This window comes from Streptomyces sp. JLSY215, assembly GCF_059682825.1.
Window position 1 is genome coordinate 4081001 of the sequence record NZ_CM185022.1, and the last position, 26142, is coordinate 4107142.

Sequence of the window (26142 nt, forward strand, 5' to 3'; positions counted from 1 at the left end):
CGACCGTGCGGGTCCCCAGGGCCGAACCGGCGAACGGCGGACGGCGGACGGCGGACCGGAGCGAAGAGCGCGCACGCGCGAAAAGCCGCAACGGCCCGCCGGGCGTACCGGCGGGCCGTTGCGTCATGGACCGGTCCCGGGCGAAACCGGGAGGCGATCCGTCGATCAGGAGATCGAGCGATCAGGCGATCAGGCTCGGAATCGTCCCCTCGTGCGCGTCCTTCAGCTCATTCAGCGGGATGCCGAACTGCCCCTGGACGTCGATCTCTTCCCCGTCGATCACGCCGATACGGGTGACCGGCAGGCCCCGCGCACCGCACATGTCCGTGAAGCGGAGCTCCTCGCTGCGCGGTACGGCCACGATCGCCCGGCCCGCCGACTCCGAGAAGAGGAAGACGAACGGGTCGATGCCGTCCGGCACCACCAGACGCGCGCCCTTGCCGCCCCGCAGGCACGACTCCACCAGCGCCTGGATCAGGCCGCCGTCGGAGAGGTCGTGCGCCGCGTCGACCATGCCGTCGCGCGAGGCCGAGATGAGGATCTCGGCCAGCAGCTGCTCACGGGCCAGATCGACCTTCGGCGGCAGACCGCCGAGGTGCTCGTGCACCACCTGCGACCAGGCCGAACCGCCCAGCTCCTCGCGGGTGTCACCCAGGAGGTAGATCAGGTGGCCCTCGTCCGCGAACGCCATCGGCGTACGGCGGTTCACGTCATCGATCACGCCCAGCACCGCGACCACCGGCGTCGGGTGGATCGCCACGTCACCGGTCTGGTTGTAGAGCGAGACATTGCCGCCGGTCACGGGCGTACCCAGCGTCTGGCAGGCATCCGCGAGACCACGGGTGGCCTCGGCGAACTGCCACATCACCGCCGGGTCCTCGGGCGAGCCGAAGTTCAGGCAGTCGGAGACGGCGAGCGGCTTGGCACCGGAGGCGGCGACGTTGCGGTACGCCTCGGCCAGCGCCAGCTGCGCGCCGGCGTACGGGTCGAGCTTGGCGTACCGGCCGTTGCCGTCGGTGGCCACCGCGACGCCGAGGTTCGACTCCTCGTCGATGCGCACCATGCCGGAGTCCTCCGGCTGCGCGAGGACGGTGTTGCCCTGGACGAACCGGTCGTACTGGTCGGTGATCCACGACTTGGACGCCTGATTGGGCGAGCCCACCAGCTTCAGGACCTGCGCCCGCAGCTCCTCGGCGTTCGCCGGGCGCGCCAGCTTGGCGGCGTCGTCCGCCTGGAGGGCGTCCTGCCAGTCCGGGCGCGCGTACGGCCGGTGGTAGGTCGGGCCTTCGTGGGCGACGGAACGCGGCGGTACGTCCACGATCTGCTCGCCGTGCCAGAAGATCTCCAGCTGCGAGCCGTCCGTCACCTCACCGATGACGGTCGCGATGACGTCCCACTTCTCGCAGATCTCCAGGAAGCGGTCGACGTTCCCGGGCTCGACGATCGCGCACATCCGCTCCTGCGACTCGCTCATGAGGATTTCCTCGGGCGAGAGGGAGGAGTCGCGCAGCGGGACGGTGTCCAGCTCGACGCGCATACCGCCGGAGCCGGCGCTGGCCAGCTCGCTGGTGGCGCAGGACAGCCCGGCGCCGCCGAGGTCCTGGATGCCGTCGACCAGGTCTTCCTTGAAGATCTCCAGGGTGCACTCGATGAGCAGCTTCTCCTGGAAGGGGTCGCCCACCTGGACGGCCGGCCGCTTCGCGGGCTTGGTGTCGTCGAAGGTCTCCGACGCCAGTACGGAGACACCGCCGATGCCGTCGCCGCCCGTGCGGGCCCCGTAGAGGATCACCTTGTTGCCGGCGCCGGACGCCTTGGCGAGGTGGATGTCCTCGTGCTTCATCACGCCCACGCAGAGCGCGTTGACCAGCGGGTTCCCCTGGTAGCAGGGGTCGAAGACGACCTCGCCGCCGATGTTGGGCAGGCCCAGGCAGTTGCCGTAGCCGCCGATGCCGGCGACGACACCCGGGAGCACCCGCTTGGTGTCGGGGTGGTCGGCCGCGCCGAACCGCAGCGGGTCCATGACGGCGACCGGCCGGGCACCCATCGCGAGGATGTCGCGGACGATGCCGCCGACTCCGGTGGCCGCGCCCTGGTAGGGCTCGATGTACGAGGGGTGGTTGTGCGACTCGACCTTGAAGGTGACCGCGTAGCCCTGGCCGACGTCGACGACACCGGCGTTCTCGCCGATGCCGACGAGCAGGGCGTCGTTCTCCGGGGCCTTCTCGCCGAACTGCTTCAGATGGACCTTGCTGCTCTTGTAGGAGCAGTGCTCGGACCACATGACCGAGTACATGGCGAGCTCGGCGCCCGTGGGACGGCGGCCCAGGATCTCCCTGATCCGCTCGTACTCGTCCTGCTTCAGGCCGAGCTCGGCCCACGGCTGGTCGGTGTCCGGCGTCTGTGCTGCGTGCTTGACGGTGTCCAGAGTCATCAGGCGTTGACCAGCTTCTTCAGGATCGAGGTGAAGAATCCGAGGCCGTCGGTACGGCCCGTACCGATCAGCGGCTCGACGGCGTGTTCCGGGTGCGGCATCAGGCCGACGACATTGCCCGCCTCATTGGTGATGCCGGCGATGTCCCGGAGGGAGCCGTTGGGGTTCGTGTCCAGGTAGCGGAAGGCGACCCGGCCCTCCGCCTCCAGCATGTCGAGCGTGCGCTCGTCGGCGACATAGCGTCCGTCGATGTTCTTCAGCGGTACGGAGATCTCCTGGCCGGCCGTGTAATCGGTGGTCCAGGCGGTGTCCGCGTTCTCCACCCGCAGCTTCTGGTCGCGGCAGACGAAGTGCAGATGGTTGTTGCGCAGCATGGCGCCGGGCAGCAGATGGGTCTCGGTGAGCACCTGGAAGCCGTTGCAGATACCCAGCACCGGCATACCGGCCTTGGCCTGCTCGATAACGGTCTCCATCACCGGCGAGAAACGGGAGATGGCCCCGGCCCGCAGGTAGTCGCCGTAGGAAAAGCCGCCGGGCAGCACCACGGCGTCGACCTGCTTGAGGTCCTTGTCGCGGTGCCACAGCGGCACCGCTTCGGCTCCGGCCACTCGGACCGCGCGCTGGGTGTCGCGGTCGTCGAGCGTGCCGGGGAAGGTAATGACTCCAATACGAGCGGTCATGACCCGGCCCCGGCGGGCTCATCGACATGAACGATGAAGTCTTCGATGACGGTGTTCGCGAGGAAGGTCTCGGCCATCTCGTGGATGCGAGCGAGGGCGGCCTCGTCGACCGGACCCTCCACCTCGAGTTCAAAACGCTTGCCCTGACGGACGTCGGCGATCCCCTCGAATCCCAGGCGTGGCAGTGCGCGCTGCACCGCCTGCCCCTGCGGGTCGAGGATCTCCGGCTTGAGCATGACGTCGACTACGACGCGTGCCACTGGCACTCCCGGTGGTGTGGTGCGTAAGGCGGTGACCTCACAGTACCCCGTTCGAAAATCTACGCGCATAGATATACCGTCGCACCCATCACGGCCCGGTATCGACGGGAGTGCGCGCCAAGAAAAATCCTCGAAAAGATCTAGCGTCCGGATTGCGGAGGACACGCTGAGAAAATTAACTGGGCTTCACAATGCAATGCCCATCGCTGTACAAATGAAAAAGCATTGATCCCAATCAGCCGGATCTGCAGCATCACCCCATGTCAACACGGGGTTGCTGCACGAAAGGACCGATATCCGTGGCGCAGCGCGTAGTAGTAACGCTCTCCGATGACATCGACGGCGGAGAAGCCGCAGAGACGGTCGCCTTCGGATTGGACGGGAAGTCGTACGAGATCGACCTCAATCCCGCCAATGCGAAGAAACTGCGCGGTGCGCTCGCCCCGTTCGTCGAGGCGGGCCGCAAGCGGGCGAAGTCCGGCAAGGCCTACCACCGGACCGCGGTGAACCCCGACCCCGCGGCGGTCCGGGCCTGGGCACGTTCCCACCAGATGGACGTACCCCCGCGCGGCCGGATCCCCAAAAAGGTCTACGAGGCCTTCAACGCCGCCAACCACTAGCCACCTTGCCGACGCTCCGCGGCCGCGTGCAGCCGACTTGCACAGCACCCCTACTGATCAGCTAGAGTCTGGAGCACGCCGAGGGGCGAGGCCGAAACGCCGAACCTCACGGAGTCACGCGGGTGTAGCTCAGTAGTAGAGCGCCCCCTTTCCAAGGGGGAGGCGCAGTGTGCAATCCCTGTCACCCGCTCTGACAGTCCCTATCTCTCCTTTGGATCAGGTAGAGTGACTGTCGCGCCGCTCGGTGAAAGCCGAGTGGATGCCTGCGGACGTAGCTCAGTTGGTAGAGCGCAACCTTGCCAAGGTTGAGGTCGCGAGTTCGAGCCTCGTCGTCCGCTCAAAGAAAGAAGGCCCCGGTCATCGAGACCGGGGCCTTCTTCGTTTTCCCGTTGGCCGCCCCTCTTACCCGGCGTCCCCTTCCCCGCTTCCGCCCCTGCGCAACTGACATTTGTCATCAGCTGCGATGACACGCCGCACTGCCGGAAGCGCGGCGGCGGCGGAACGCTGGATACATGAACTTCGGAGAGCAATTCAGCGGGGGTGCCGACCACGGGGGTGCCGGCAGGTCCGACTCTTCCGGCGCCGACGTGATCGATGTCACGGGCCTGCGCAGACGGTACGGCACCGCCGGCCGGCGCTCGAACGCGCGGAAGACCTTCGAGGCGGTGCGCGGGATCGACTTCTCCGTCGGCCGCGGGGAGCTGTTCGCCCTGCTGGGGACGAACGGCGCGGGCAAGACCTCCACGGTCGAGCTGCTCGAGGGGCTGGCGGCACCGACCGCGGGACGGGTGCGGGTGCTCGGGCACGACCCGTTCACCGAACGGCGGAAGGTGCGGCCCCGTATCGGCGTCATGTTGCAGGAGGGCGGCTTCCCGTCCGAGCTCACGTCCGCCGAGACGCTGCGGATGTGGGCGGGGTGCACCAGCGGGGCACGGCCGGTCGGCGAGTCGCTGGAGATGGTGGGGCTGACGCGGCGGGCGGATGTCCGGGTCAAGCAGCTCTCCGGGGGCGAGCGGCGGCGGCTGGATCTCGCGCTGGCCCTGCTGGGGCGGCCCGAGGTGCTGTTCCTCGACGAACCGACGACCGGGCTGGACACCGAAGCGCGGCACGAGACCTGGAAGTTGGTGCGGGAGCTGCGCGACGGTGGCACGACCGTCGTGCTGACCACGCACTATCTGGAGGAGGCCGAGGAGCTGGCGGACCGGCTCGCGATCATGCACAAGGGCCGGATAGCCGCGGCCGGGCGGGTCGCGGAGGTGGTGGGCAGGCACCCCTCGCACATTTCCTTCGAGCTTCCCGACGGGTTCGCTCTCGGGGATCTTCCGCCGTTGGGAGAGCTGGGCGTGATCGGGCACGAGACGGCCGGGCGCACGGTCCGGCTGCGGACGGACGAATTGCAGCGGGCCGCCACCGGAGTACTGGTGTGGGCGCAGGACAAGGGGATAACGCTGCGCGGCCTGGATGTCAGATCCGCATCCCTCGAAGAGGCATTTCTGGGCATCGCCAAGCGCGCGGAGAAGGAGATCGGGATGGAGACGGAGAGCGAGAAGGAGATGACTGAGGGAGTGGTGGCCGCATGAGTGCGACGGTATGTACCGCCGATGCCGAAGAGTGCTGGGAAGGGCGCACGGAAACCGGCGCCGGGGCGCGGCTACTCGCCCTCGGGCGGGCGGAGTTCACGCTTCTCGGCCGTAACAAAACCGCGCTGTTCATGACGCTGATCATGCCGGTCACGCTGGCGTTTGCCATGAAACCGGCGCTCGGCGGAATGGACCTGCCGAGTAAGGGACTGTCGGTGGCCACGGCACTGTTGCCCGCGACGCTCGGCTATGTCCTGCTCTTCGGTGTCTATTCGAACATGACCGGCGCCTATGTCGTGCGCCGGGAGGAGCTGGTGCTCAAGCGGCTGCGCACCGGCGAGCTGCGGGACGGCGAAATCCTGGCCGGGATGGCGCTGCCGGCGGTGATGCTGGGGCTGGTGCAGTGCGCGATGCTCATCGTCCTGGGCTCGGTGGCGCTGGATGTCGAGCCGCCCGACGCCCCGCATCTGGTGGTCGCCGGGATCCTGATCGGGATGGTCGTGGTCGTGGCGTTCGCCGCGGCGTCGTCCGCCCTCGCCAGGACGAGCGAAGCCGCGCAGCTGGTGGTCCTGCCGTTGATGATGCTGTCTCTGGGCGGGTCCGGGATGGTCGTTCCGCTGGAGGTGCTGCCGGACCGGATCGCCGCCGTCCTCGAACTGCTGCCGCTGTCCCCGTCGATGGAGCTGATACGCGCCGGCTGGAACGGCAGAGCCGATCCCGGGGACACCCTGAAGCAGCTGGTCGTTGGATTGGTGTGGGCGGGAGTCGCAGTGTTTGCTGTGCGGCGATGGTTCCGCTGGGATCCGCGGCGCTAGGGGCGTACGGGGACGAGCGGGCGTAGGGCGATCGGGACGACGGGGGCGGGGCGCGTGATCGGACGTGTGCGGGCGAAGTGGCAGGCGCGGACGCGGTTGTCCCAGGTCGACTTCTACTTCCGCTGGTCGCTGTATCTCATCCCCTGGCTGGCGGTGGTCGCGGCCGTGGCGCCGGTCCTCGGCCAGGCAGGCGGCGAGCCGCTGCCCCTGTTGCTGGCCGGCACCGCGCTGGGGCTGACCGTGGTGCAGGGGCTCCTGATGATCAGGCTGCTGGACCGTGCGTTGCAGTGCTATCTCAAGCGGGGGCCGACACCGCTGCGGCTGCTGGTCGTCTCCGGCGTGCTGACCGTCCTCGACGAGGTTTCCGTGTTCGCCGTCATAGCGGTCAGGAGAGGGTGGGCCATCAACGATCTGGCCACCATGATGCTGGCGGCCACCGGAATTGCCGCGCTGTTCTGCCTGGCCTGCAGCCTGGTGATGTCGAAGCGGAAATATCTGGCATCACTCGTCGGCGGGGGCGTGCTGCTCACGGTGCTCGCGGGGCTGTGGACGCGGGACTGGGGAGGCGGGCTGGGGTTCGCGTTCATCCTGCTGTTCGCCGGTGCCTGGAGCTTCGTGATAGCGCGGCCGACGGGGTGGCTGCTCTCCATGTTCTGGGAGCTGGACAAGGCGCGCAGCGCCCAGGCGCGCCTCGCGGTTGCCGAGGAGCGCCTGAGGTTCGGCCGGGATCTGCATGACGTGATGGGCCGGAATCTGGCGGTGATCGCCCTGAAGAGCGAGCTGGCGGTCCAGCTGGCCCGGCGGGATCGGCCGGAGGCGGTCGACCAGATGGTGGAGGTCCAGCGGATGGCGCAGGAGTCCCAGCGGGAGGTGCGGGAGGTGGTGCGGGGATACCGGAAGGCCGATCTGCAGGCGGAGTTGGCCGGGGCGCGCTCGATATTGCTCGCGGCCGGGGTGGACTGCCGCATAGAGGGTGAGGAGGGCACGCAGCTGTCGGCGGCGGCGCAGTCGGCGCTCGGCTGGGTCGTCCGCGAGGGCACCACGAATGTGCTGCGGCATGCCCTCGACGTCCGTCGCTGCACGCTGCGGACCCGTATCGATGCGCAGCGCTCCGTACTGGTGATGACGGTGGAGAACGACGGCGTCGCGCCGTCGGCGGGGGCCGCGTTCCAGGCCTCGCCCGGCAGTGGGCTCAAGGGGCTGCGGGAGCGGCTCGAACCCCTGGGCGGGACGCTGGCGGCCGGGCCGGGGCTCGATGGCTGCTATCGGCTGACGGTCGAGCTGCCGGTGGGGGCGGGCGAAGGTGACCTTGTGGGTGTGGGTGACGGGGCAGGGGGCGGGGTGAGTGACGGATGACTGACCGGGTGATTCGGGTGCTGCTGGCGGATGACGAGCATCTGATCCGGGGGGCGTTGGCGGCGCTGCTGTCGCTGGAGGACGATCTGCTGGTGGTGGCGGAGGCCGCGTCGGGACCGGAGGCCCGTGCGATGGGGCGGGCGCACCGGCCGGACGTGGCGGTGCTGGATCTGCAGATGCCGGGGGCGGACGGTGTGGCGGTGGCCACATCTTTGCGGGAGCACGTGCCGGAGTGCCGAACCATGATCGTGACGAGTCATGGGCGGCCGGGGCATCTGAAGCGGGCGCTGGAGGCCGGGGTGCGGGGGTTCGTACCGAAGACGGTCTCGGCGCAGCGGCTGGCGGAGATCATCCGTACCGTGCAGGCCGGAAGCCGTTATGTCGACCCGGAGTTGGCGGCGGATGCGATAAGCGCCGGGGACTCGCCGCTGACGGTCCGGGAGGCGGAGGTGCTGGAATTCGCCGCGGCCGGGGCGCCGGTCGCGGAGATCGCGGAGCGGGCCGCGCTGTCCCAGGGGACGGTGCGCAACTATCTCTCGTCGGCCACCGCGAAGCTGGGCGCGGAGAATCGCCATGCGGCGGCGCGCATCGCACGCGAGCGGGGTTGGCTATAGTGGACCCCGCACCGCACGCTTCGGCGGCGGGCAGGCGGACGTAGCTCAGTTGGTAGAGCGCAACCTTGCCAAGGTTGAGGTCGCGAGTTCGAGCCTCGTCGTCCGCTCAGAGGAAGAACGTAAAGGCCCCGGTCGGCATCCTTGTCGACCGGGGCCTTTACGTGTGCCCGGCCCTCTGCCCCCGAGAGCCGCGGAGGGAGAGGGCCGGGACCGGGGTCCGGTCAGGACCAGCTCAGTCCGGTCAGGCGCTCGTAGGCCTCGATGTACTTGGCGCGGGTGCGGTCGACGACCTCCTGCGGGAGGGCCGGCGGCGGCTGCTCGCCCGTACGGTCCCAGGCGGCGGCCGGGGAGGTCAGCCAGTCGCGGACGAACTGCTTGTCGAAGGAGGGCTGGGCGCGGCCGGGCTGCCACTCGTCGGCCGGCCAGAAGCGGGAGGAGTCGGGGGTGAGGACCTCGTCGGCGAGGGTCAGCACCTTCTCGCCCCCGGGGCGCTCGTCGTAACCGAACTCGAACTTGGTGTCGGCCAGGATGATGCCGCGCTCGCGGGCGATGTCGCGGGCCCGGCCGTAGATGGCGAGGGTGGTGTGGCGCAGCTCGGCGGCGACGTCGGCGCCGACCTGGCGGGCGACCTCTTCGTAGGAGACGTTCTCGTCGTGGTCGCCGACGGCGGCCTTGGTGGCCGGGGTGAAGATCGGCGCGGGCAGTTCGGACCCGTCGACCAGGCCTTCGGGCAGCGCGAGGCCGCAGACCGTACGGGACTGCCGGTATTCGGCGAGGCCGGAGCCGGTGAGGTAGCCGCGGGCCACGCATTCGACCGGGACCATGGCCAGCGAGGTGCACACGAGGGTGCGGCCGGCCCAGTCGGCCGGGGCGCCGGCCGGGACGTCGGTGGAGAGGACGTGATGGGGCGCCAGGTCGGCGAGCTGGTCGAACCACCACAGGGACAGCTTGGTGAGGACGCGGCCCTTGTCCGGGATGTCGGTGGGCAGCACCCAGTCGTACGCGGACTGCCGGTCGCTGGCGACCATGATCAGTTGGCCGTCGGCGTTCTGGTAGAGGTCGCGCACCTTGCCGGTGTGCAGGTGGGTGAGACCCGGGACCTGCACGGGCTCGGGCTTTTCTACGAAACCGGACACGCTGCCTCCGCGTAGGTTGATCCAGGAGTCGGTCCGATTCTCGCGTATCCGGAAGCGGATCTTCGCCGCAGGGTCGGCGGGCGGAGGGGCGGAACACCGGAGGGCCCCGCCTTGCGCTGCGCGAAGGGCGACCGCGGTGAGGGAGGCGGCGCGGCCCCAGGGGTACGGAGACATGCCCGCCGCCGGTCCCTGCGCACGGCGGCCCGTCGGTAGCTCCTCAGTCACGCTTGCAGATGCGGTCCAGGAGGTTGGCCGTGGCGCGCTGGATGCGGGGGTCGATATGGCCGGGGCGGTCCAGGGCCGGGGACCAGGCGAAGGTGCCCGAGGAGAAGACCAGGGCGCCGCTGGGGGCGCGGTAGAGGGAGGTCTCCTGATGGCGCATGGCGCCGTCGCCGTCGCGGTACGGGGAGTGGGCGAGCAGGATGCGGCGGGTGTGGTCGGGGAGGCTGGTGCGCGGGAAGTAGCGGTCGGCCTCGCCGGCCACCAGGCCGGGGAGTTCGTCGCCCTCGTGGGCGCCGGTGGCCTCCCAGAGCCAGTGGTCACCGTTGCGGACGACGAGGGGGGCCGGTTCGGGTACCCGGCCCGCGTACTGGATCCCCATCAGGCGCTGCTCGGGGTCGCCGTTCTCGCGCCAGAGGGCGGGGCGGCCGGGGCCCTGGCGTTTGCGGCAGTTGAGGAGGGAGTCCGGGCCCGAGGGGGACGGGGAGAGCTCGACCTGCCAGTACATGGTGTTGGCGGAGAGGAAGACCAGGGACGTGCCGGTGTCGCGGGCGCGCTCGGCGGTGCGGCGCATGGGCACCGACCAGTATTCGTCGTGGCCGGGGAAGACCAGGCCGCGGTAGCGGGACGGGTCGACGCGGCCGGCGTGCAGATCGCGGGCGTCGGCGTAGGCGAGGTCGTAGCCGTAGCGCTCGGCCCAGCGGATGAAGTCGTAGGCGTGGCCGACGTGGAGGGGCAGTCCGGCGCCGGCGTAGGGGCGGTCGAAGGAGACGGTGGTGGCGGCGTCCTGCTCGCCGAGGAGGGCGCCCTTTTCGTCCCAGGCGTGGTAGAGGCTGGCGCCCGTGTGGCCGTCCTCCGGGTAGAGGTTGTAGGCCTGCCAGGTGATGTCGGGCAGCAGCAGGAGCAGGTCGGCGGGCTGGTCGTCGCGGACCGTGAAGGGGATGTGGGAGCGGTAGCCGTCGGCGGTGGTCAGGACGGCGACGTAGGCGCCGAGCTGCCAGTAGGCGGGCACCTGGAGGCGCCAGGAGAGCCACCAGTGGTGGCAGGAGATGGTGCGGTCGACCGTCAGCGGGGCGGGCTGGACGATGCCGGCCAGCCGCGGACTGGTAGTGATCTTGGAGGCGCCGGCCCCCGCGTAATGGCCGATGCGGTAGACGTCGATGCTGAACGGCTGCGGCGGATCGACCGAAACGCGGAAGTCGATGGCCTCACCGGGAGCCACCGCGCCGGTGCTGGCGAAGCCCTTGATCTGGCGGCGGACGTCATCGGCGGTGCGCGGGCCGTTGTGTTTGCGTGGCGCCGGGACCCGCAGATCGCCCTGGGCGACGGCGGGATCCACGTACCAGGGCACCACCCGGCCCGAGTCGAAGTAGTTCTCGCTGCCGCGCAGCCAGGGCAGCGGGCCCTGTCCGAACGGGTCCGTGACCGCGTGGGCGAGCGCGCCCGACTCCCAGCGCCTGATCTGTTCCGTGCCCACCTTCCGCTCCCCTCCCGCGTCCGCGTCCCCCATTGGTCGCGGCCGACACCGGCCGATTCGGTACGACGGGTTGCGTTATGTCCCCGCCGCACGAATGCGGCTCCATGTCCCAGCACATCACATTACGCACCCACTCCGTCACCCTTCGTCGTGAATTTAGGGGCCCTTGGCCCGAAACACGAGCTGGAGGGGAACATTCAGCCGGTGTGGCCGGGGTCGGGGCCCCGGCTCACACCAGCCGGACCGGCTTTTCCGGGCGGACGCCGATCGTCGTCAGCCAGCCGCGGAGCGGTTCGGCGTCGCCGTCGTCCACCAGGCTGAGCACCGGGAGACCGAGGTCGGCGCGGCGGGCGCCGTCGACCAGCAGGGCCGGGCCGTCCAGCCAGTCCAGGCCCGGGGCGGCGCCCGCGGTGTCGACGGCCGCACAGCACACCATGGCGGTGACGTGGTCGGCGAGCAGCTCACGGCCCGTACGGGGCGGCTGGAGCGGGAAGAGCGGGAGGCCGCCCTCGGCCAGGCCGTCGCCCCAGGCCACGCCCGCGGCGGCGTCCTGCGCGACGGTGCCGCGGGCGGCCTGGCGGGCCGCTTCCTCGCGCTCCTCGCGGGCGACCTCCGCGCCGAGCCGGGCGGCGAGCAGATCACCCGCGCGGGCGTCGCGGGCCAGCCGGTCGATGACCCGGGCGAGGGTGGGGCCCGTCGCGGCGGGCGACAGGCCGTCGGGGGCGGCGAGGCCGGGTGGGGCGTGATCGGTGGCCGGGCGGGCGGGGAGGCGGTGGCCGGCTGCCGTGCGGGCCGGGGTGCGGGCGTACGAGCGGGGTGTGCCCGCCGCGGCGGGCGTACCGGCCGGCGTCGCCGTACCGGCCGCCTGGCCCGCTCCCTGGCCCGCCGCCGGGAGGTCCGTGGCCGGGAGGTCGTCGAGGACGCGGTGGAGGCGGGCGGCCTCCAGGCGCCATTTGCGGTCCACGACCTCCTCCGGGTACTGGTTCCAGCCCACCGGGGACCAGTCGGGGCCGGGCTCGGCCGGGCCGCCGTGGAAGAGCCGGGCAGCCAGCAGGGAGGCGGCGCTGTCGATGGCGCCGGGCTCCTCGAGGAGGTCGCAGGCGGGCCGTTCACCGAGCCGGGAGGCGAAGCCCTCGGCCAGGCGGTCGCGGCGGGAGAGCTCGGTGAGCGCGGAGACCACGCCGGCGTCCAGCCTGGAGGGCCAGCGGCCCATCCGCCAGGCGGGCAGCGCGACCCGGGTCAGCAGCCGGTCCCAGCCGGCGTAGGCCAGCCCGACCTGCTCCTGGGCGACGATCCGCAGGCCGTAGTCGACGCCCTGGGCCCGCTCCGAGGCGGCCGCGGCGACCCCGCGCTCCATGATCGTGGCGTGGTCGCGGCAGGCACGCAGCAGCAGCCGCGCCACCCGGCCGGCGAACCGGAGCGGCAGGCCGCGCAGCGGGCCCGTGGCGCGGGCCGAGACCGCGACCGCGGCGTCCAGGCCCCGGATGAAGCGGCGGGCGGCGGCTATGTCCGGATTCGCCGACGGTCCCGTGCCGGCCACGACCGGGGCGAGCAGGGCGCGCAGCTCGGCGACCCGCATCCACCACAGGAACGGCGAGCCGATCACCAGGACCGGCGCCTGGGGCGTCCGGCGGTCCTCGGTGGCGCGGGGCGGGCCGTGGGCGCGGTGCGTACGGTCCTCCAGCCAGCTGTCGCAGTCGGGGGTGAGCGCTATCGCGGACGGCGCCGGGACCTCGAGCCGCTCGGCGAGGTCGCGTACCAGACGGTAGAGGTCGGGTGCCGACTTCTCGGAGAGCGGCACGGAGGGGCTGAGCGCGGGTCTGGCGCGGACGATCACGGCGGCGACCAGCACCGCAAGGAGCAGCACCAGCGCCGCGAGGCCGCTCACGGCCCAGCGTGCGGTGTCCCAGCCGCCGCCCGCGCCGAGATGGCCGGTCGCGCGGCCGGCGAACAGCACCACCGCAACCGCCGCGGGCAGCAGCGCCACGGCCGTCGCTGAGCTGCGGATCCGCAGCACGGCGAGGGCGCGGGCGCGCGCCGCCAGGACGCCTGTTTCCGGACTTGCCACGAGCCTGTACACCCCCTGCTGTCCTGAAGGAACCGGACGGAGAGAACACGGGACGGACTGACGAGAACTGCGCGTAATGCGGGGCGGGCGGGCTCATTGCGCCGAGCTCGCTCCCCCACCACTGTGGCACCCGCCACTGACATCGCAATGCCGGTGAGCCACTTGCCGGACGCCGCCGCGGCAGCCGCGCCGTTTTCCGGCGCGGCTGTCGCAGGACGCTTGCGCGGCACCCTAGTTGGGGGTGGGGGTTCCGTCAGCGGATCCCAGGCGTCGTCACTCGATGGAATGGCTTTGGGTAAAGCCGGGAACCAGGCGTACCAGGCTTACGAAACGGCGTCTCCGGCCACCTTGGCGGCGATGTCCGTACGGTGCTGGGAGCCGTCCAGGGAGATCCGGCCGACCGCGCGGTAGGCGCGCTGCCGGGCGGTGGTGAGGTCGGTCCCGGTGGCGGTGACGGACAGCACCCGGCCGCCCGCGCTGAGCACCGCGCCGGATTCGTCGCGCCGGGTGCCCGCGTGCAGCACATACGCCGTGGGGGCATCCTCCTCCGCGACATCGGCCAGGCCCGAGATCGGGTCGCCGGTGCGCGGGGTGTCGGGGTAGTTGTGCGAGGCGATGACGACCGTGACCGCCGCGCCGTCGCTCCAGCGCAGCTGCGGGAGGGCGGCGAGGGTGCCGGTGGCGGCGGCGTGCAGCAGACCGGCGAGCGGGGTCTTGAGGCGGGCGAGGACGACCTGGGTCTCCGGGTCGCCGAAGCGCGCGTTGAACTCGATCACCCGGACACCGCGCGAGGTGATCGCCAGGCCCGCGTAGAGCAGCCCGGAGAACGGGGTGCCGCGGCGGCGCAGCTCGTCGACGGTGGGCTGCAGCACGGTGGCCATGACCTCGTCGACCAGCTTCGGGTCGGCCCAGGGCAGCGGGCTGTACGCACCCATGCCGCCGGTGTTCGGGCCCTGGTCGCCGTCGTAGGCGCGCTTGAAGTCCTGGGCGGGCTGGAGCGGGACGACCGTCTCGCCGTCGGTGACCGCGAAGAGGGAGACCTCGGGGCCGTCCAGGAACTCCTCGATGACGACCCGGTCACAGGCCAGGGCGTGCGCGCGGGCGGCCTCGACGTCCTCGGTGACGACGACGCCCTTGCCCGCCGCCAGGCCGTCGTCCTTGACGACGTACGGCGCCCCGAAGGCGTCCAGGGCCTCGTCGATCTCCTCCGGCGTGGCGCAGACGTAGCTGCGGGCGGTGGGGACGGCCGCGGCGGCCATCACGTCCTTGGCGAAGGCCTTGGAGCCCTCCAGCTGGGCGGCCTCGGCCGAGGGGCCGAAGACCGGGATGCCGCGGTCGCGTACGGCGTCCGCGACGCCCGCCACCAGGGGGGCCTCGGGGCCGACGACGACCAGGTCGGCCGCCAGGCCGACGGCGAGTTCGGCGACGGCAGCGCCGTCGAGGGCGTTGACCCCGTGCAATTCGGCCACCTCGGCGATTCCGGCGTTGCCGGGAGCGCAGTGCAGCGCGGTGACGTCGGGGTCGAGGGACAGAGAGCGGCACAGGGCGTGTTCGCGGGCGCCGCCGCCGATGACGAGGACCTTCACGGAGGCAGCCTAGACGAACGCACCAGAAGGCCGGACGTCGGCCGTACCCCGATCGCACAAGCACCACGCACCGGCCGGAAACCGCCCGCCGTCACCGGGGCAACTCTCCCGGACAACTCTTTCGGGTGAGGCACCCGGTCGCCTTATACCGGATCCACCACCACTTCTGGGCGGAAATCAGGCGATCTTGCGAAGGACGCCAACCGTTCGGCGGTAGGAATGGGGGCTGCGCGCAACGGCCGTCCCGTACTCCCCCATGGCCCGAAAGGCATGGGAGGGACCCCCGTCGCGCGCACCGCACGGAGCCGTATAGAGGGAGCACGGGTGAGTCAGCCGGAGATGCAGCCCGAGGGGCTTCCCCGGAGGGAGGGCGGGCAGAGGCGGGGACACGGCCGCGAAGGGCGCTGGGACCGGTATCGCGACCGGGACCGGCACCGCAGCCGTTTCCGGGAACGGGGCCGGGACCGGGACCGGGACGACCCGCAGGCCGGTTACGGCCAGGAGCCCGGCGACCGGATCCGCGGGCGCGAGGACCTTGCCGGGCGGCTGTTCCCGCTGGGCGACTGGGGGGAGCCGGCCGACCGTCTGGACGCGCTCTATCTCTGGACCGAGGCGGGCGCGCTGCGCGCCGCCGACTGGTATCTGCACGACCGGCAGGCCAAGCGCCGCGGCGCGCGGGCGCTGCGGCTGGGTGCCGCGGCCGGGGTGACGGTGGGCGGGCTGCTGCCGCTGCTGGACTTCACCGGCGCCTGTGACGGCGGGGCGCCCTGGGGCTATCTGTCGCTGCTGTTCGCGGCGGTGTGCGTGGGCTGCGACCGGTATTTCGGGGTGACGGCCGGCTGGATGCGGGATCTTGCGACCGCCCAGGCGATTCACCGCCGGCTGGAGGCGCTGCAGTTCGACTGGGCGTCGGAGAGCGTGCGCGAGGTGCTCGGGCCGACCGAGGGCACGGCGAGCGAGGCGGCGGAGCGCTGCCTGGGGGTGCTGCGGAGGTTCAACGAGGACCTCGGGGAGCTCGTACGGGCCGAAACGGCGGACTGGATGGCGGAGTTCCGGGCCGGGCCCGCGCCGTCGGCGACGCGGGCGCCGGCGCCGTGGGCGGCGCCGCGGCAGGAGGCCCTGGAGCCGCCGACGCGGTTCATGCTGCCGCCGGGCACCCGGCCGAACATGCCGCGGCAGCGGCCGCCGGAGCAGGGGCGCTGACGGCGGGGCGCCCCCTGGCACCCCCGGTGAACCAGGGGTGCCAGGGGTGCCAGGGAATGCGTCAGCTGAAGACGATCATCGAGCCCTGCCCCAGGCTCCTGGTCGCGGCCGCGTGCAGCCCGAGCCACACATGCCGCTCCCTGGCGAACGGCCCGTCGTCCAGCGGGACGGCCGCCCGCTCTTCCAGCGTGGTGGGCCCGGCCGGCGGTTCGGGCGCGGCCGGGGGATTGGCCGGATCGATGCCCAAGGACGGCGCCACCACTTCGAGTTCGCGCAGCAGCCCGTGCGAGGAGCCCAGCGGGCCGCCGCCCTCCAGCAGTGCGTCACTGGCGAGCGGATGCGGGAAGTCGACCGGGACATAGGCGCCCGCGTGGTCGTAGTGCCAGACCAGGTGGGACTGCTGCGCCGTCGCCTCGAACATCTCCAGCAACTGCTCGTAGTCGCCGCCCAGTTCGTCCACCGGTGTCACCTCCAGGCCGCACAGGCGCAGGAGATAGGCGCGGCGCAGGAAGTGCAGCGCGTCGTAGTCGAACCCGGCGACCGGGGCGACATCGCCGGTCAGGCCCGGCATGTAGCTGAAGACCGGGATCGGCGGCAGGCCCGCGTCCGTCAGGGCCTTGTCGTAGGCGGCGATCTCTTCGGAGAACGGGTTGTCGGGGCTGTGGCACAGCACGTCTACGAGGGGCACCAGCCACAGGTCACATGCCACGAGTGAGGGCTCGCTTCCGGTCGGGGACGGGTCACCGGCGCGCAGGGAATGCCACGGGTACGGCTACGGGTACGCGTACGGGTGTACAGGTACGACCCATTACGGCCGATGGTCGGGACAGCGTAGTCCCAGCAGCGCCTTCCCAGTAGTACTAGCCGGAAGGCTGCCCGGCCTCAGCCCTGCTTCCCCACGAGGGCGAGGGCGTGCTCGTTGTAGTCGGCGATCAGCCGCTGGGCCTCGGCCAGGTCGCACTGGACGAGGGCCTTGGCCAACTGGCTGTGGCCGTGCCAGAGCCGGCCCCGGAGATCGCCCATGCCGCGCAGCACGGGCACCGCGAACATCCAGGTCTGGACGCGGACCCGGTCGAGGAAGTCGCTGATGTACGGATTGCCGACGATGCCGCCGAGTTCGCGCCAGAACCGCAGGTCATAGCCGATCAGGACGTCGAGGTCGCCGGCTCGCGCGGCCCGCTCGGCCTCGTCGGCGCGGCGGCGGATGGAGATCAGCACCTCGGCGGGGGTGGCGCGCAGCGCGCGTTCGGCGCCGCTGCGGAAGATGCCCTCGACGATCAGGGTGCGGGCCTCGACCATCGCGACGAAGTCGTCGGCGGTGAAGGCGTGCACCTTGAAGCCGCGGTGCTGTTCGACGTCGAGCAGGCCCTGGGCGCACAGGTCGAGCAGCGCCTCGCGGACCGGGGTGGCGGAGACGCCGTACTGTTCCGCGATCTCCTTGACGGTGAAGGGGTGACCGGACGGCAGCCGGCCGGCCAGGACCTCGTCGCGCAGGGCGTCGGCGATCTGCTGGCGCAACGTGCTGCGCCGTATGACTGGGCTGTCTCCGCCGACGGCCATCGTGAGCGTCTCCTTCGACGACTTCATGACCGCGCAGGTGGGAAGCGGCCCTCGCCAACGATAGGCGAGGGAGACCGCGGCCACGCGTCGTACCTGGGACGATACGTTCCAGGCGGGACGCGCGACCGCCGCTTCGCGGGTCCGGCGAGGGTCCGCAGCGGGTTCGTACGGGACGGCTGCGCATCCCGTGCGGTCCGGTACGGACCCCCGGCGGCCCAGGTGCTCAGGCCGCGTCGGTGTGGGCGTCCGCCGCCGTCAGGGCCTCGTCGAGGGCGGTCAGGCCCTCCTTGACCTCGGCCTCGGTGATCGTGCAGGCCGGGACGACATGCGTGCGGTTCATGTTGACGAAGGGCCACAGGCCGCCGCGCTTGCAGGCCGCGGCGAATTCGGCCATCGGGGCGTTGGCGGCGCCGGAGGCGTTGTACGGCACCAGCGGCTCGCGGGTCTCCTTGTTCTTGACCAGGTCGAGGGCCCAGAAGACGCCCAGGCCACGCACCTCGCCCACCGAGGGGTGCCGCTCGGCGATCTCGCGGAGCGCGGGGCCGATGACCGTCTCGCCGATCTCCGCGGCGTTCTCCACGATCCGCTCCTCGGCCATCGCGTTGAGGGTGGCGACGGCGGAGGCGCAGGCCAGCGGGTGTCCGGAGTACGTCAGACCGCCGGGGTAGGGACGCTGGTCGAAGGTGGCGGCGATCTCGGCGCTGATCGCGACGCCGCCCAGCGGGACATAGCCGGAGTTGACGCCCTTGGCGAAGGTCAGCAGGTCAGGGGTGACGCCGAAGTGCTCGGCGGCGAACCAGCGGCCGGTGCGGCCGAAGCCCGCCATGACCTCGTCGAGGATGAAGACGATGCCGTAGCGGTCGCAGATCTCGCGGACGCCGGCCAGGTAGCCGGGCGGCGGGACCATGATCCCGGCGGTGCCCGGGACGGTCTCCAGGATGATCGCCGCGATGGACTGCGGGCCCTCGAAGGCGATGGTCTGCTCGAGGTGCGCGAGGGCGCGCTCGCACTCCTGCGCCTCGTTCTCCGAGTGGAAGGGCGAGCGGTAGAGGAACGGTCCCCAGAAGTGGACGACGCCGGCCGAGGCGGTGTCCGAGGGCCAGCGGCGCGGGTCGCCGGTCAGGTTGATCGCGGCGGCGGTGGCGCCGTGGTACGAGCGGTAGGTGGAGAGCACCTTGGTGCGGCCGGTGTGCAGCCGGGCCATCCGGACCGCGTTCTCCACGGCCTCCGCGCCGCCGTTGGTGAAGAAGATCTTGTCGAGGTCGCCGGGGGTGCGCTCGGCGATCAGCCGGGCGGCCTCGGACCGTACGTCCACGGCGAAACCGGGCGCGATGGTGCACAGCTTGGCGGCCTGCTCCTGGATGGCCGCGACGACCTTGGGGTGCTGGTGGCCGATGTTGGTGTTGACCAGCTGGGAGGAGAAGTCGAGGAAGCGGTTGCCGTCGTAGTCCCAGAAGTACGAGCCCTCGGCGCCCGCGACCGGCAGCGGGTCGATGAGGCCCTGCGCGGACCAGGAGTGGAAGACGTGCGCGCGGTCGGCGGCCTTGACTGCCGCGCCGGCGGCGGGGTCGGCGGCAGGGGAGGCGGAGGGCGTCGTGGTCACGGTCAGTACCTCGGATCGGGGTCGCTCGGGCCGCCGGTGGACAGGCCCGGCGAACGCCCTCAGCCTAAGGATCACGGCCCGGTGGCCGGTACCGACACTGTGTATGGCGCTCACCACCCGCACGGACAGAATGTCTACGGGACACACGGAATGTCTGCCGCGTCTGGAGGAAGCTCCAGGAGCGGGGCGGGGCGGGGCCGGCGGAACGGGGCGGGGCCGGCGGGCCACCGCCCGCCGCGTTCCGCGGAAGGGGCGGCTGGTTTCACGTGAAACCGGCCGCCCCTCCGCCGTCAGGCCGCCGCCGGAAACGCCGTGCTCACCGCCGGCTGCCGGCGATGGGCGGTGAGGTCCGGACGCAGCGCCGCCAACCCGCCGCAGTATTTGGTGAATTCGGCGGCCTGCACGCCGTAGCCGCGCAGCAGCCGGTCCGCCTCGGTGAGCTGGCCGGTGGTCTTGGTCTCGACGAAGACCAGTCCGCCGTCGGCCCGTACCGTGCGGCCGGTCTCCAGGTCCCGGCAGAGCAGGGCCGCATCGCAGGTGATGCGCTGACCGTTGGCGACGAGGGTGGCGCGGGTGTAGTCGGTCTCGATGAAATGGCCCAGTTCGGTGGGGGCGGCGATGCCGTACGAGCGGTCCAGCACGGAGGCGAGGAAGCCGCGCGGGGCCTCGCCGAGGGCCGTGTCGCCGGGCAGCAGCGGCTGCCGGTGCTTGACCGTCTCGCCCCGGTGCCCCTTGAGCTTGATCTCGAACTGCCGCTCGCCGGTGTCCTCGTAGAGCCGCTCGCGGATCTTGTAGCGCAGCCGCCGGCCCTGCTGGTAGTCGTGGAAGGACCGCAGGTCGGGGGTGTCGTAGTGGACGGAGCGGTAGCGGAACCAGCGGCGGCCGTTGATGCACAGCGCGGCGAACGGCCCACCGGGCCGCCGCCGGTCGGTGAGCTCGGCCGCGAAGGCGGCGAAGACATCGACGGGGACGAGATAGGTGTTGCCGAAGCGGGCGAGGAGTTCGGCCCGTGCCTGGACGTCGGCGAGCGGGACCGGGCGCGCGGCCATGGCGGCGCGGGCGATGGCTCGTACGGCGGGAATCACACGGTCTCCTTGAAAGGGGAGTGGGGACGGGCGATCGTGCGGGAACGGGCGGGAACGAGCGGTCTTCGGAGTGCGTTGTCCGGTGTTCGGCGGGGCGCTCCGTGCTGGGCTTCGTGCAGGGTGTGCTGCGGCGGGGTCTGCGCCGTGCGGTGCGCCGGGGTCTGCGCGAGGGGATGGACAGCGGTACGCGTTCTACGTTCCGTACCCGCGGAAAGTTCCGGGACGCGGAATCCGGCCTCCGCGAACGGCAAGTCCCGGACAGTGTCGGCCCGTTGCACGGTCCACGTCAGCGCCTCACCGAGGCGTCGGGCCAGGTCGGCGCGGACGGAACCCTGGCCGAAGTGCACCGCGTCCAGACCGGTGACGGCACGGAAGATGGCGGACAACGGCCGCGGACGGCCGGCGACATGGATGACCGGCGGCGCGCCCCCGGTGTGGGTTGCGCGGCCGGGGGCCGCTCCGCCTCTCCCTGCCTGCGGGCCCCTGGATATCCTCACCGCGGACGCGGGGCGCGGGCAGGGCGGATATGGGGGAAGGGCGACGGATCGTGGAACAGCCGGGACGTGCGGGACAGCAGGGGCGTGCGGGGCAGGCGGGACGGCCCGGAGGGCTGGCGCCCCTCCAGCCGGGGGACCCACAGCGCATCGGTGACTACCGCCTGATCAGGCGGCTCGGCGAGGGCGGCATGGGCAAGGTGTTCCTGGCCCGCTCCGATCGTGGGCGCACCGTCGCCGTCAAACTCGTCCGCGGGGAACTGGCCGACCAGGAGGAGTTCCGGGCCCGCTTCCGGCGGGAGGTGCGGGCCGCGCAGCAGGTCGGCGGGGAGTGGACCGCGCCCGTCCTGGACGCGGACACCGAGGCCAAAACGCCCTGGGTCGCCACGGGCTATATCGCCGGGCCCTCCCTGCAGCAGGTGGTCATGGGCGCCCTCGCGCCCGGCTCCGGCCGGGCGGGCGGTGCCCCCGTCCCGCTGCCGGAGCGGACCGTACGGATCCTGGCGGCCGGGCTGGCCCGCGCCCTGCAGGCGATCCACGCCGCCGGCATCGTCCACCGCGACCTCAAGCCCTCCAACGTGCTGCTCACCATCGACGGCCCCCGGGTCATCGACTTCGGCATCGCGCGCGCCCTGGAAGCGGTGACCGACAACGGCATGACCCGCACCGGCGCCACGGTGGGCTCGCCCGGCTTCATGGCCCCCGAGCAGGTACGTGGCGAACCGATCGGCCCGGCCTGTGACGTCTTCTCCCTGGGGTCGGTCCTGGCGTACGCGGGCACCGGGCGGCAGCCGTTCGGCACGGCCGAGAGCGGGGTGCACGCGGTGATGTACCGCATCGCCCAGGAGGAGCCCGAACTCTCCGCCCTGCCCCCGGGGCTGCACCCCCTGGTCACCGCCTGCCTGGCCAAGGACCCGGCCCACCGCCCCACCCCCGCACAGCTGGTGGCGATGGCGGAGGGCGCCGCGGCGGAGCATGTGGACGAGGACGAGCCCTGGCTGCCGGGGGCGCTGATCGCCCGGCTGGGGCGGCATGCCGTGGAGCTGCTGGAGGCGGAGAATCCCGAGGGCGATCCGGACCCGGGCGCCGCGGACGGGCCCGGCGCCCCGTTCGCGCCGTACCCCGGTGGGGGCCCCGGCGGGTACGCCACGCCGACCGGCGCCTCGCCCGCGGCCGCACACTCCACCCCGCCGCCCGCTTCCCAGGTCCCGGCTCCGTACGCATCCCCACCAGGGCAGTACGGGTACTCCCCCACGCCGCCGTCCGCCTCGGGGACGCACCGGACGTCCCGCCGCCGCAAGCGCGGGGGCTCCGCCCTGCTCACCGGCGTCGCGCTGGCCGTCGCCGCGGCCGGGGCGGTCACCGCGTACCTGCTGATGAACAACGACGACGAAGGGGTACGGCCGGCGGACGCGAAGGGCAACACGGCGCAGGAGACCGGGAAGGGGAGCATCCCCTCGAACTATCTGGGCACGTGGGAGACCACGGTCGGCGCCGACACCGGCAAGGTGCAACGCTTCACGCTCAAGCAGGGCGGGCCGGGCGACACCGTCCTGACGATGACGGCCACCGGCGAGACATTCCGCTGCGAGTTCCAGGCCGCCCTGGAGGAGGCGGGGCCGCCGGTGCGCCTCGGGCCGTCCAAGATGGTGTCGGGGCCGACCACGAGCTGCAGCCCCGGAGCCCCCAGCACCCTGGAGATGGTGGGCGGCAAACTGCGGCGCACGATGGACAACGGCCAGCCGCCGCTGACGTACCGCAAGGCGGGCTGACGCGGCACACGGCGGGCCGGCGCAGCGCGCGCCCGGATGACCTCCGAAGTCCCTTACGTCCCGGGCCCGTCGGTCCCGTACGTACGCCCCAGGTCCGTCGATCGTTTTCCGCTCGTGACGCCGTGTCGGCCGTTGCGCAACGCGGCGCGGCCTAGGCTCGTACGGAGGGGACGCCTGCGGCCGGCACGCGCCAGGGGCACGGAACGACACAGGGGAGGGCGCCCGGATGGAGGGCCTGCGCGGGCTGACCGCCCACGATCCGCACTGGATCGGGGACTACCGGCTGCTCAGCCGTCTCGGCAGCGGCGGGATGGGCCGGGTCTACCTCGCCCGTTCCGAGGGCGGCCGGACCGTCGCCGTGAAGCTGGTGAAGGCCGAACTGGCGGCCGAGGAGGAGTTCCGCGACCGTTTCCGCGCCGAGGTCGCGGCCGCGCGCCGGGTCGGCGGCCGCTGGACCGCGCCCGTGCTCGACGCCGATACCGAGGCCGAGATCCCGTGGGTGGCCACCGGCTACATCGCGGGCCCGAGCCTGAGCGAGGTCGTCGGCCATCCGCACGTCGAGTACGGCCGGCCGGGCATGTACGGCCCGCTCCCGGAGCACTCCCTCCGCCACCTCGCCTACGGCCTCGCCTCCGCCCTCCGCGACATCCACGGCGTCGCCCTGGTCCACCGCGACCTCAAGCCGTCGAACGTGCTGCTGACCATCGACGGCCCCCGGGTCATCGACTTCGGCATCGCGCGCGCCCTGGATGCGGTCGGCGACCAGACCCAGACCCGTGCGGGCACGGTCGTCGGCTCGCCCAGCTTCATGTCGCCCGAGCAGGTGCAGGGGCATCGCATCGGCCCGGCCAGCGATGTCTTCTGCGTCGGCTCGGTGCTGGCGTACGCGGCGACCGGGCGGCAGCCGTTCGGCAACGCCGGATCGGGCGTGCACGCCGTGATGTTCAAGATCGCGCAGGAGGACCCGGACCTGACCGGCGCGCCGGACGCCCTGCGCGGACTGATCGGCGACTGTCTGGCCAAGGACCCGGCCGCGCGCCCCGCCCCCGAGGAGATCGCCGCCCGGCTCGGTCCGGAGACCCGCGGCGGGCCTGCCTCCCCCTGGCTGCCCGCCGAACTGATCGCGAGCCTGGGCCGGCACGCCGTACGCCTCCTGGACACCGACACCCCGCCGGGCGGGCATCCGCCGACGCTGACGACCACCAGGGTCGCCCCCAGGGAGGAGCCCCGGCCAAAGAGCGCCCCCGCCGCCCCGGAGAGCGCCCCCGCCGCCAGGCGACGCCGCTGGCTCCCCCTCGCCGCCACGGCCGTCGTCGCGGCGGCCGCAACGGCCGTGGCCGTCCCGCTGCTGACCGGCGCCACGGGCAACGGGGACGACTCCCCGTCCTCCCCTTCCGACATCCCCGCCCGCTACCTCGGCACCTGGTCCGGTCAGGTGCTGCGCGACGGCGACCCCACCGGCCAGCAGCGCCGCTTCGTGATCACCAACGGCAAGGTCGGGGAGGTGGTCGCCAACAGCACCAGCCTCGGCACGAGCTACGAATGCCGCAGCGACGCCAAGCTGGTGGCCGTCACGGCACACGACGGGCGCTCCGCCCTCCGCCTGGACACCAAGGTCGTACGGTCCATCCCGGAGGGCCGCTGCGCCGCCCTGGGCGAACACACCCTGGAGCCGGGCAGCGGCGGCACACTGCGGTGGGCGGCCGCGGGCCGCACCGCCACGCTCCACCGCTCCGGCCCCGCCACCGCGACCGTCCCGGCCGCCTTCCTCGGCACCTGGCAGCGGCCCGACCCCGCCGACTCCGGGACCCAGCACCTGACCGTCAAGCAGGCCCCGGCGGGCAGTACGGTCCTGACCACGGTCGTCGAGGGCCCGGCCGGCCGCTGCACCGCTCACGCCTACCTCTACGCGGCGGAGCGGGGCCGCCTCACGGTCGGCCCGTCGGTCATCGACCAGGCCGCACCCGGCTGCGAGCCGAGCAGCACCTCCGTTCTCCGGCTGGGCACGGACGGGACGTTGCAGCGGGAGTTCCTGGGCGGGGACAAGGCGCCGCGGTCGTACTCCAGGGAGTCCTAGGGCCTGCCGGCTCCTGCCACGCCTACGCACGAGGGCCCGCCCACCGCCGAAGCGGTGCGCGGGCCCTTGGCCGTACGGGCGACCCCGTACTGCCGCTGTCGCTACGACAGGAAGGACTTGATCTCGATCGTCTCGTCGCGGCCGGGGCCGACGCCGATCGCGGAGATCGGGGCGCCGGACATCTCCTCCAGCGCCTTCACATACGCCTGCGCGTTCTTCGGCAGGTCGGAGAAGGACTTCGCCTTGGTGATGTCCTCGGACCAGCCCGGCAGCATCTCGTAGACCGGCTTCGCGTGGTGGAAGTCGCTCTGCGAGTACGGGAGCTCCTCGACGCGCTTGCCGTCGATCTCGTACGCGACGCAGACGGGGATCTGCTCCCAGCCGGTGAGCACGTCGAGCTTGGTGAGGAAGAAGTCCGTGAGGCCGTTCACCCGGGTCGCGTACCGCGCGATGACCGCGTCGAACCAGCCGCAGCGGCGGTCGCGGCCCGTCGTCACGCCCCGCTCGCCGCCGATGCGGCGCAGCGCCTCGCCGTCCTCGTCGAACAGCTCCGTCGGGAACGGGCCGGCGCCGACGCGGGTGGTGTACGCCTTCAGGATGCCGATGACGCGGCTGATCTTCGTGGGACCGACGCCCGCGCCCGTGCAGGCGCCGCCCGCGGTCGGGTTCGACGACGTCACGAAGGGGTACGTGCCGTGGTCGATGTCGAGCAGGGTGCCCTGGCCGCCTTCGAAGAGGACGACCTTGTCCTCGTCGAGGGCGTTGTTGAGGATCAGGGTGGTGTCGGCGACGTAGCCCTTGATCTGGTCCGCGTAGGTCAGCAGCTCCTCGACGACCTGTCCGGCCTCGATGGCGCGGCGGTTGTAGAGCTTGGTGAGCAGCTGGTTCTTGACGTCGAGGGCCGCCTCGACCTTCTGGTGCAGGATCGACTCGTCGTAGAGGTCCTGGACCCGGATGCCGACGCGGTTGATCTTGTCGGCGTAGGTCGGGCCGATGCCGCGGCCGGTGGTGCCGATCTTCCGCTTTCCGAGGAAGCGTTCCGTCACCTTGTCGACGGTGATGTTGTACGGCGTGATCAGATGCGCGTTACCGCTGATCAGCAGCTTGGACGTGTCGACACCGCGCTCGTTGAGTCCGCTCAGCTCGGAGAGCAGGACCGCAGGGTCGACGACGACGCCGTTGCCGATGACCGGGGTACACCCCGGCGAGAGGATTCCGGAAGGGAGAAGATGCAGCGCGTACTTCTGGTCGCCTACGACGACGGTGTGGCCGGCGTTGTTGCCGCCCTGGTAGCGCACCACATAATCGACGGATCCACCGAGCAGGTCGGTGGCCTTTCCCTTGCCCTCATCACCCCACTGAGCACCGAGCAGCACAAGTGCGGGCACAGGCGTACACCCCTTCCGGGCGGGGCATGTCCAACGTGCACGGATGGCGTCGGCGTGCGTGTTCACGCGTGCGTCATCGCTAGAGCCGTTGGACCGGTGCCCCGGAATAGACGAAGCC

20 protein-coding genes and 3 tRNA genes are annotated in these 26142 nt (G+C 71.9%); 11 read left to right on the top strand and 12 right to left on the bottom strand.

The features are described 5' to 3' along the window. Window positions 1-181 precede the first annotated feature (181 nt). From purL to purS, 3 genes are read right to left on the bottom strand one after another with little or no spacing between them, the layout of a single operon-like run. Window positions 182-2431 (bottom strand): phosphoribosylformylglycinamidine synthase subunit PurL, encoded by a 2250-nt coding sequence (gene purL / locus AC5677_RS18210; RefSeq protein ID WP_497196065.1) that lies wholly within the window; start codon window positions 2429-2431, stop codon window positions 182-184. Next, on the bottom strand, window positions 2431-3111 hold the full coding sequence (purQ, locus tag AC5677_RS18215; RefSeq protein WP_497196066.1) for a phosphoribosylformylglycinamidine synthase subunit PurQ: 681 nt from the start codon (window positions 3109-3111) through the stop codon (window positions 2431-2433). Before purQ ends, purL begins: the two co-directional genes overlap by 1 nt. Beyond that, window positions 3108-3371: a phosphoribosylformylglycinamidine synthase subunit PurS gene (gene purS / locus AC5677_RS18220; RefSeq protein WP_497196067.1), complete on the bottom strand. Its 264-nt coding sequence runs from the start codon at window positions 3369-3371 to the stop codon at window positions 3108-3110. The genes purQ and purS overlap by 4 nt, the downstream gene beginning before the upstream one ends. Before the next feature lie 299 nt (window positions 3372-3670). On the opposite strand from purS, the gene AC5677_RS18225 reads away from it, so the two are divergent. The 8 genes from AC5677_RS18225 (at window position 3671) to AC5677_RS18260 (ending at window position 8463) form a co-directional block, all read left to right on the top strand. Next, window positions 3671-3991: a histone-like nucleoid-structuring protein Lsr2 gene (locus tag AC5677_RS18225; RefSeq protein ID WP_086720559.1), complete on the top strand. Its 321-nt coding sequence runs from the start codon at window positions 3671-3673 to the stop codon at window positions 3989-3991. A gap of 118 nt (window positions 3992-4109) precedes the next feature. Next, window positions 4110-4181 (top strand) — tRNA-Gly (locus AC5677_RS18230). A 75-nt stretch (window positions 4182-4256) separates the two neighbouring features. After that, a tRNA-Gly gene (locus tag AC5677_RS18235) sits at window positions 4257-4329 on the top strand. Between the two features lie 174 nt (window positions 4330-4503). After that, the gene (locus AC5677_RS18240) at window positions 4504-5571 is read left to right on the top strand and encodes an ABC transporter ATP-binding protein (RefSeq protein ID WP_497196068.1); all 1068 of its coding nucleotides are present in this window, start codon (window positions 4504-4506) and stop codon (window positions 5569-5571) included. After that, window positions 5568-6386, top strand: a complete 819-nt coding sequence (locus tag AC5677_RS18245; RefSeq protein WP_497196069.1) for an ABC transporter permease — start codon at window positions 5568-5570, stop codon at window positions 6384-6386. The genes AC5677_RS18240 and AC5677_RS18245 overlap by 4 nt, the downstream gene beginning before the upstream one ends. A 54-nt stretch (window positions 6387-6440) precedes the next feature. Next, window positions 6441-7742, top strand: coding sequence for a sensor histidine kinase (locus tag AC5677_RS18250; RefSeq protein ID WP_497196070.1), 1302 nt, complete (start codon window positions 6441-6443; stop codon window positions 7740-7742). Continuing rightward, complete coding sequence (locus AC5677_RS18255; RefSeq protein WP_497196071.1) at window positions 7739-8356, top strand: response regulator transcription factor; 618 nt, start codon at window positions 7739-7741, stop codon at window positions 8354-8356. The genes AC5677_RS18250 and AC5677_RS18255 overlap by 4 nt, the downstream gene beginning before the upstream one ends. 34 nt (window positions 8357-8390) lie before the next feature. After that, a tRNA-Gly gene (locus tag AC5677_RS18260) sits at window positions 8391-8463 on the top strand. Between the two features lie 114 nt (window positions 8464-8577). Here AC5677_RS18260 and AC5677_RS18265 read toward each other — a convergent pair. The 4 genes from AC5677_RS18265 to purD all read right to left on the bottom strand — a co-directional run bounded on the left by AC5677_RS18265 (window position 8578) and on the right by purD (window position 14842). Further along, entirely contained in the window at window positions 8578-9492 is a 915-nt protein-coding gene (locus AC5677_RS18265; RefSeq protein ID WP_497196072.1) for a phosphoribosylaminoimidazolesuccinocarboxamide synthase, read from the bottom strand. A gap of 217 nt (window positions 9493-9709) precedes the next feature. Next, window positions 9710-11188: a N,N-dimethylformamidase beta subunit family domain-containing protein gene (locus AC5677_RS18270; protein WP_497196073.1), complete on the bottom strand. Its 1479-nt coding sequence runs from the start codon at window positions 11186-11188 to the stop codon at window positions 9710-9712. Window positions 11189-11417: 229 nt separating this feature from the next. Then, window positions 11418-13256, bottom strand: coding sequence for a hypothetical protein (locus AC5677_RS18275; RefSeq protein WP_497196074.1), 1839 nt, complete (start codon window positions 13254-13256; stop codon window positions 11418-11420). A 323-nt stretch (window positions 13257-13579) separates the two neighbouring features. Next, window positions 13580-14842 (bottom strand): phosphoribosylamine--glycine ligase, encoded by a 1263-nt coding sequence (purD, locus tag AC5677_RS18280; RefSeq protein WP_497196075.1) that lies wholly within the window; start codon window positions 14840-14842, stop codon window positions 13580-13582. Window positions 14843-15166: 324 nt separating this feature from the next. On the opposite strand from purD, the gene AC5677_RS18285 reads away from it, so the two are divergent. Continuing rightward, the gene (locus tag AC5677_RS18285; protein WP_497196076.1) at window positions 15167-16045 is read left to right on the top strand and encodes an SLATT domain-containing protein; all 879 of its coding nucleotides are present in this window, start codon (window positions 15167-15169) and stop codon (window positions 16043-16045) included. Window positions 16046-16106: 61 nt separating this feature from the next. On the opposite strand, the gene AC5677_RS18290 is transcribed toward AC5677_RS18285, so the two are convergent. The 4 genes from AC5677_RS18290 to AC5677_RS18305 form a co-directional block, all read right to left on the bottom strand. After that, window positions 16107-16754: a putative DNA-mimic protein gene (locus AC5677_RS18290; RefSeq protein WP_497196077.1), complete on the bottom strand. Its 648-nt coding sequence runs from the start codon at window positions 16752-16754 to the stop codon at window positions 16107-16109. Between the two features lie 173 nt (window positions 16755-16927). Continuing rightward, complete coding sequence (locus AC5677_RS18295) at window positions 16928-17605, bottom strand: GntR family transcriptional regulator (protein WP_497196670.1); 678 nt, start codon at window positions 17603-17605, stop codon at window positions 16928-16930. Window positions 17606-17828: 223 nt separating this feature from the next. Continuing rightward, a complete protein-coding gene (locus AC5677_RS18300; RefSeq protein ID WP_497196078.1) occupies window positions 17829-19208 on the bottom strand; it encodes an aspartate aminotransferase family protein in 1380 nt (459 codons plus the stop codon). 290 nt (window positions 19209-19498) lie between these two features. After that, window positions 19499-20293, bottom strand: a complete 795-nt coding sequence (locus AC5677_RS18305) for a VTC domain-containing protein (protein ID WP_497196079.1) — start codon at window positions 20291-20293, stop codon at window positions 19499-19501. 547 nt (window positions 20294-20840) lie between these two features. Between AC5677_RS18305 and AC5677_RS18310 the strand changes: the two genes are divergently transcribed. Continuing rightward, the gene (locus AC5677_RS18310) at window positions 20841-22559 is read left to right on the top strand and encodes a protein kinase domain-containing protein (RefSeq protein WP_497196080.1); all 1719 of its coding nucleotides are present in this window, start codon (window positions 20841-20843) and stop codon (window positions 22557-22559) included. 226 nt (window positions 22560-22785) lie between these two features. Beyond that, the gene (locus AC5677_RS18315) at window positions 22786-24636 is read left to right on the top strand and encodes a serine/threonine-protein kinase (protein ID WP_497196081.1); all 1851 of its coding nucleotides are present in this window, start codon (window positions 22786-22788) and stop codon (window positions 24634-24636) included. 101 nt (window positions 24637-24737) lie between these two features. On the opposite strand, the gene AC5677_RS18320 is transcribed toward AC5677_RS18315, so the two are convergent. After that, on the bottom strand, window positions 24738-26024 hold the full coding sequence (locus AC5677_RS18320; RefSeq protein WP_403829894.1) for an adenylosuccinate synthase: 1287 nt from the start codon (window positions 26022-26024) through the stop codon (window positions 24738-24740). Between the last annotated feature and the right edge of the window lie 118 nt (window positions 26025-26142).

Coding starts and splice junctions, on each gene's coding strand:
- purL (WP_497196065.1), bottom strand. CDS start 2,431: ATGACTCTGGACACCGTCAAGCACGCAGCACAGACGCCGGACACCGAC.
- purQ (WP_497196066.1), bottom strand. CDS start 3,111: ATGACCGCTCGTATTGGAGTCATTACCTTCCCCGGCACGCTCGACGAC.
- AC5677_RS18240 (WP_497196068.1), top strand. CDS start 4,504: ATGAACTTCGGAGAGCAATTCAGCGGGGGTGCCGACCACGGGGGTGCC.
- AC5677_RS18245 (WP_497196069.1), top strand. CDS start 5,568: ATGAGTGCGACGGTATGTACCGCCGATGCCGAAGAGTGCTGGGAAGGG.
- AC5677_RS18255 (WP_497196071.1), top strand. CDS start 7,739: ATGACTGACCGGGTGATTCGGGTGCTGCTGGCGGATGACGAGCATCTG.
- AC5677_RS18295 (WP_497196670.1), bottom strand. CDS start 17,605: ATGGCCGTCGGCGGAGACAGCCCAGTCATACGGCGCAGCACGTTGCGC.
- AC5677_RS18315 (WP_497196081.1), top strand. CDS start 22,786: ATGGAGGGCCTGCGCGGGCTGACCGCCCACGATCCGCACTGGATCGGG.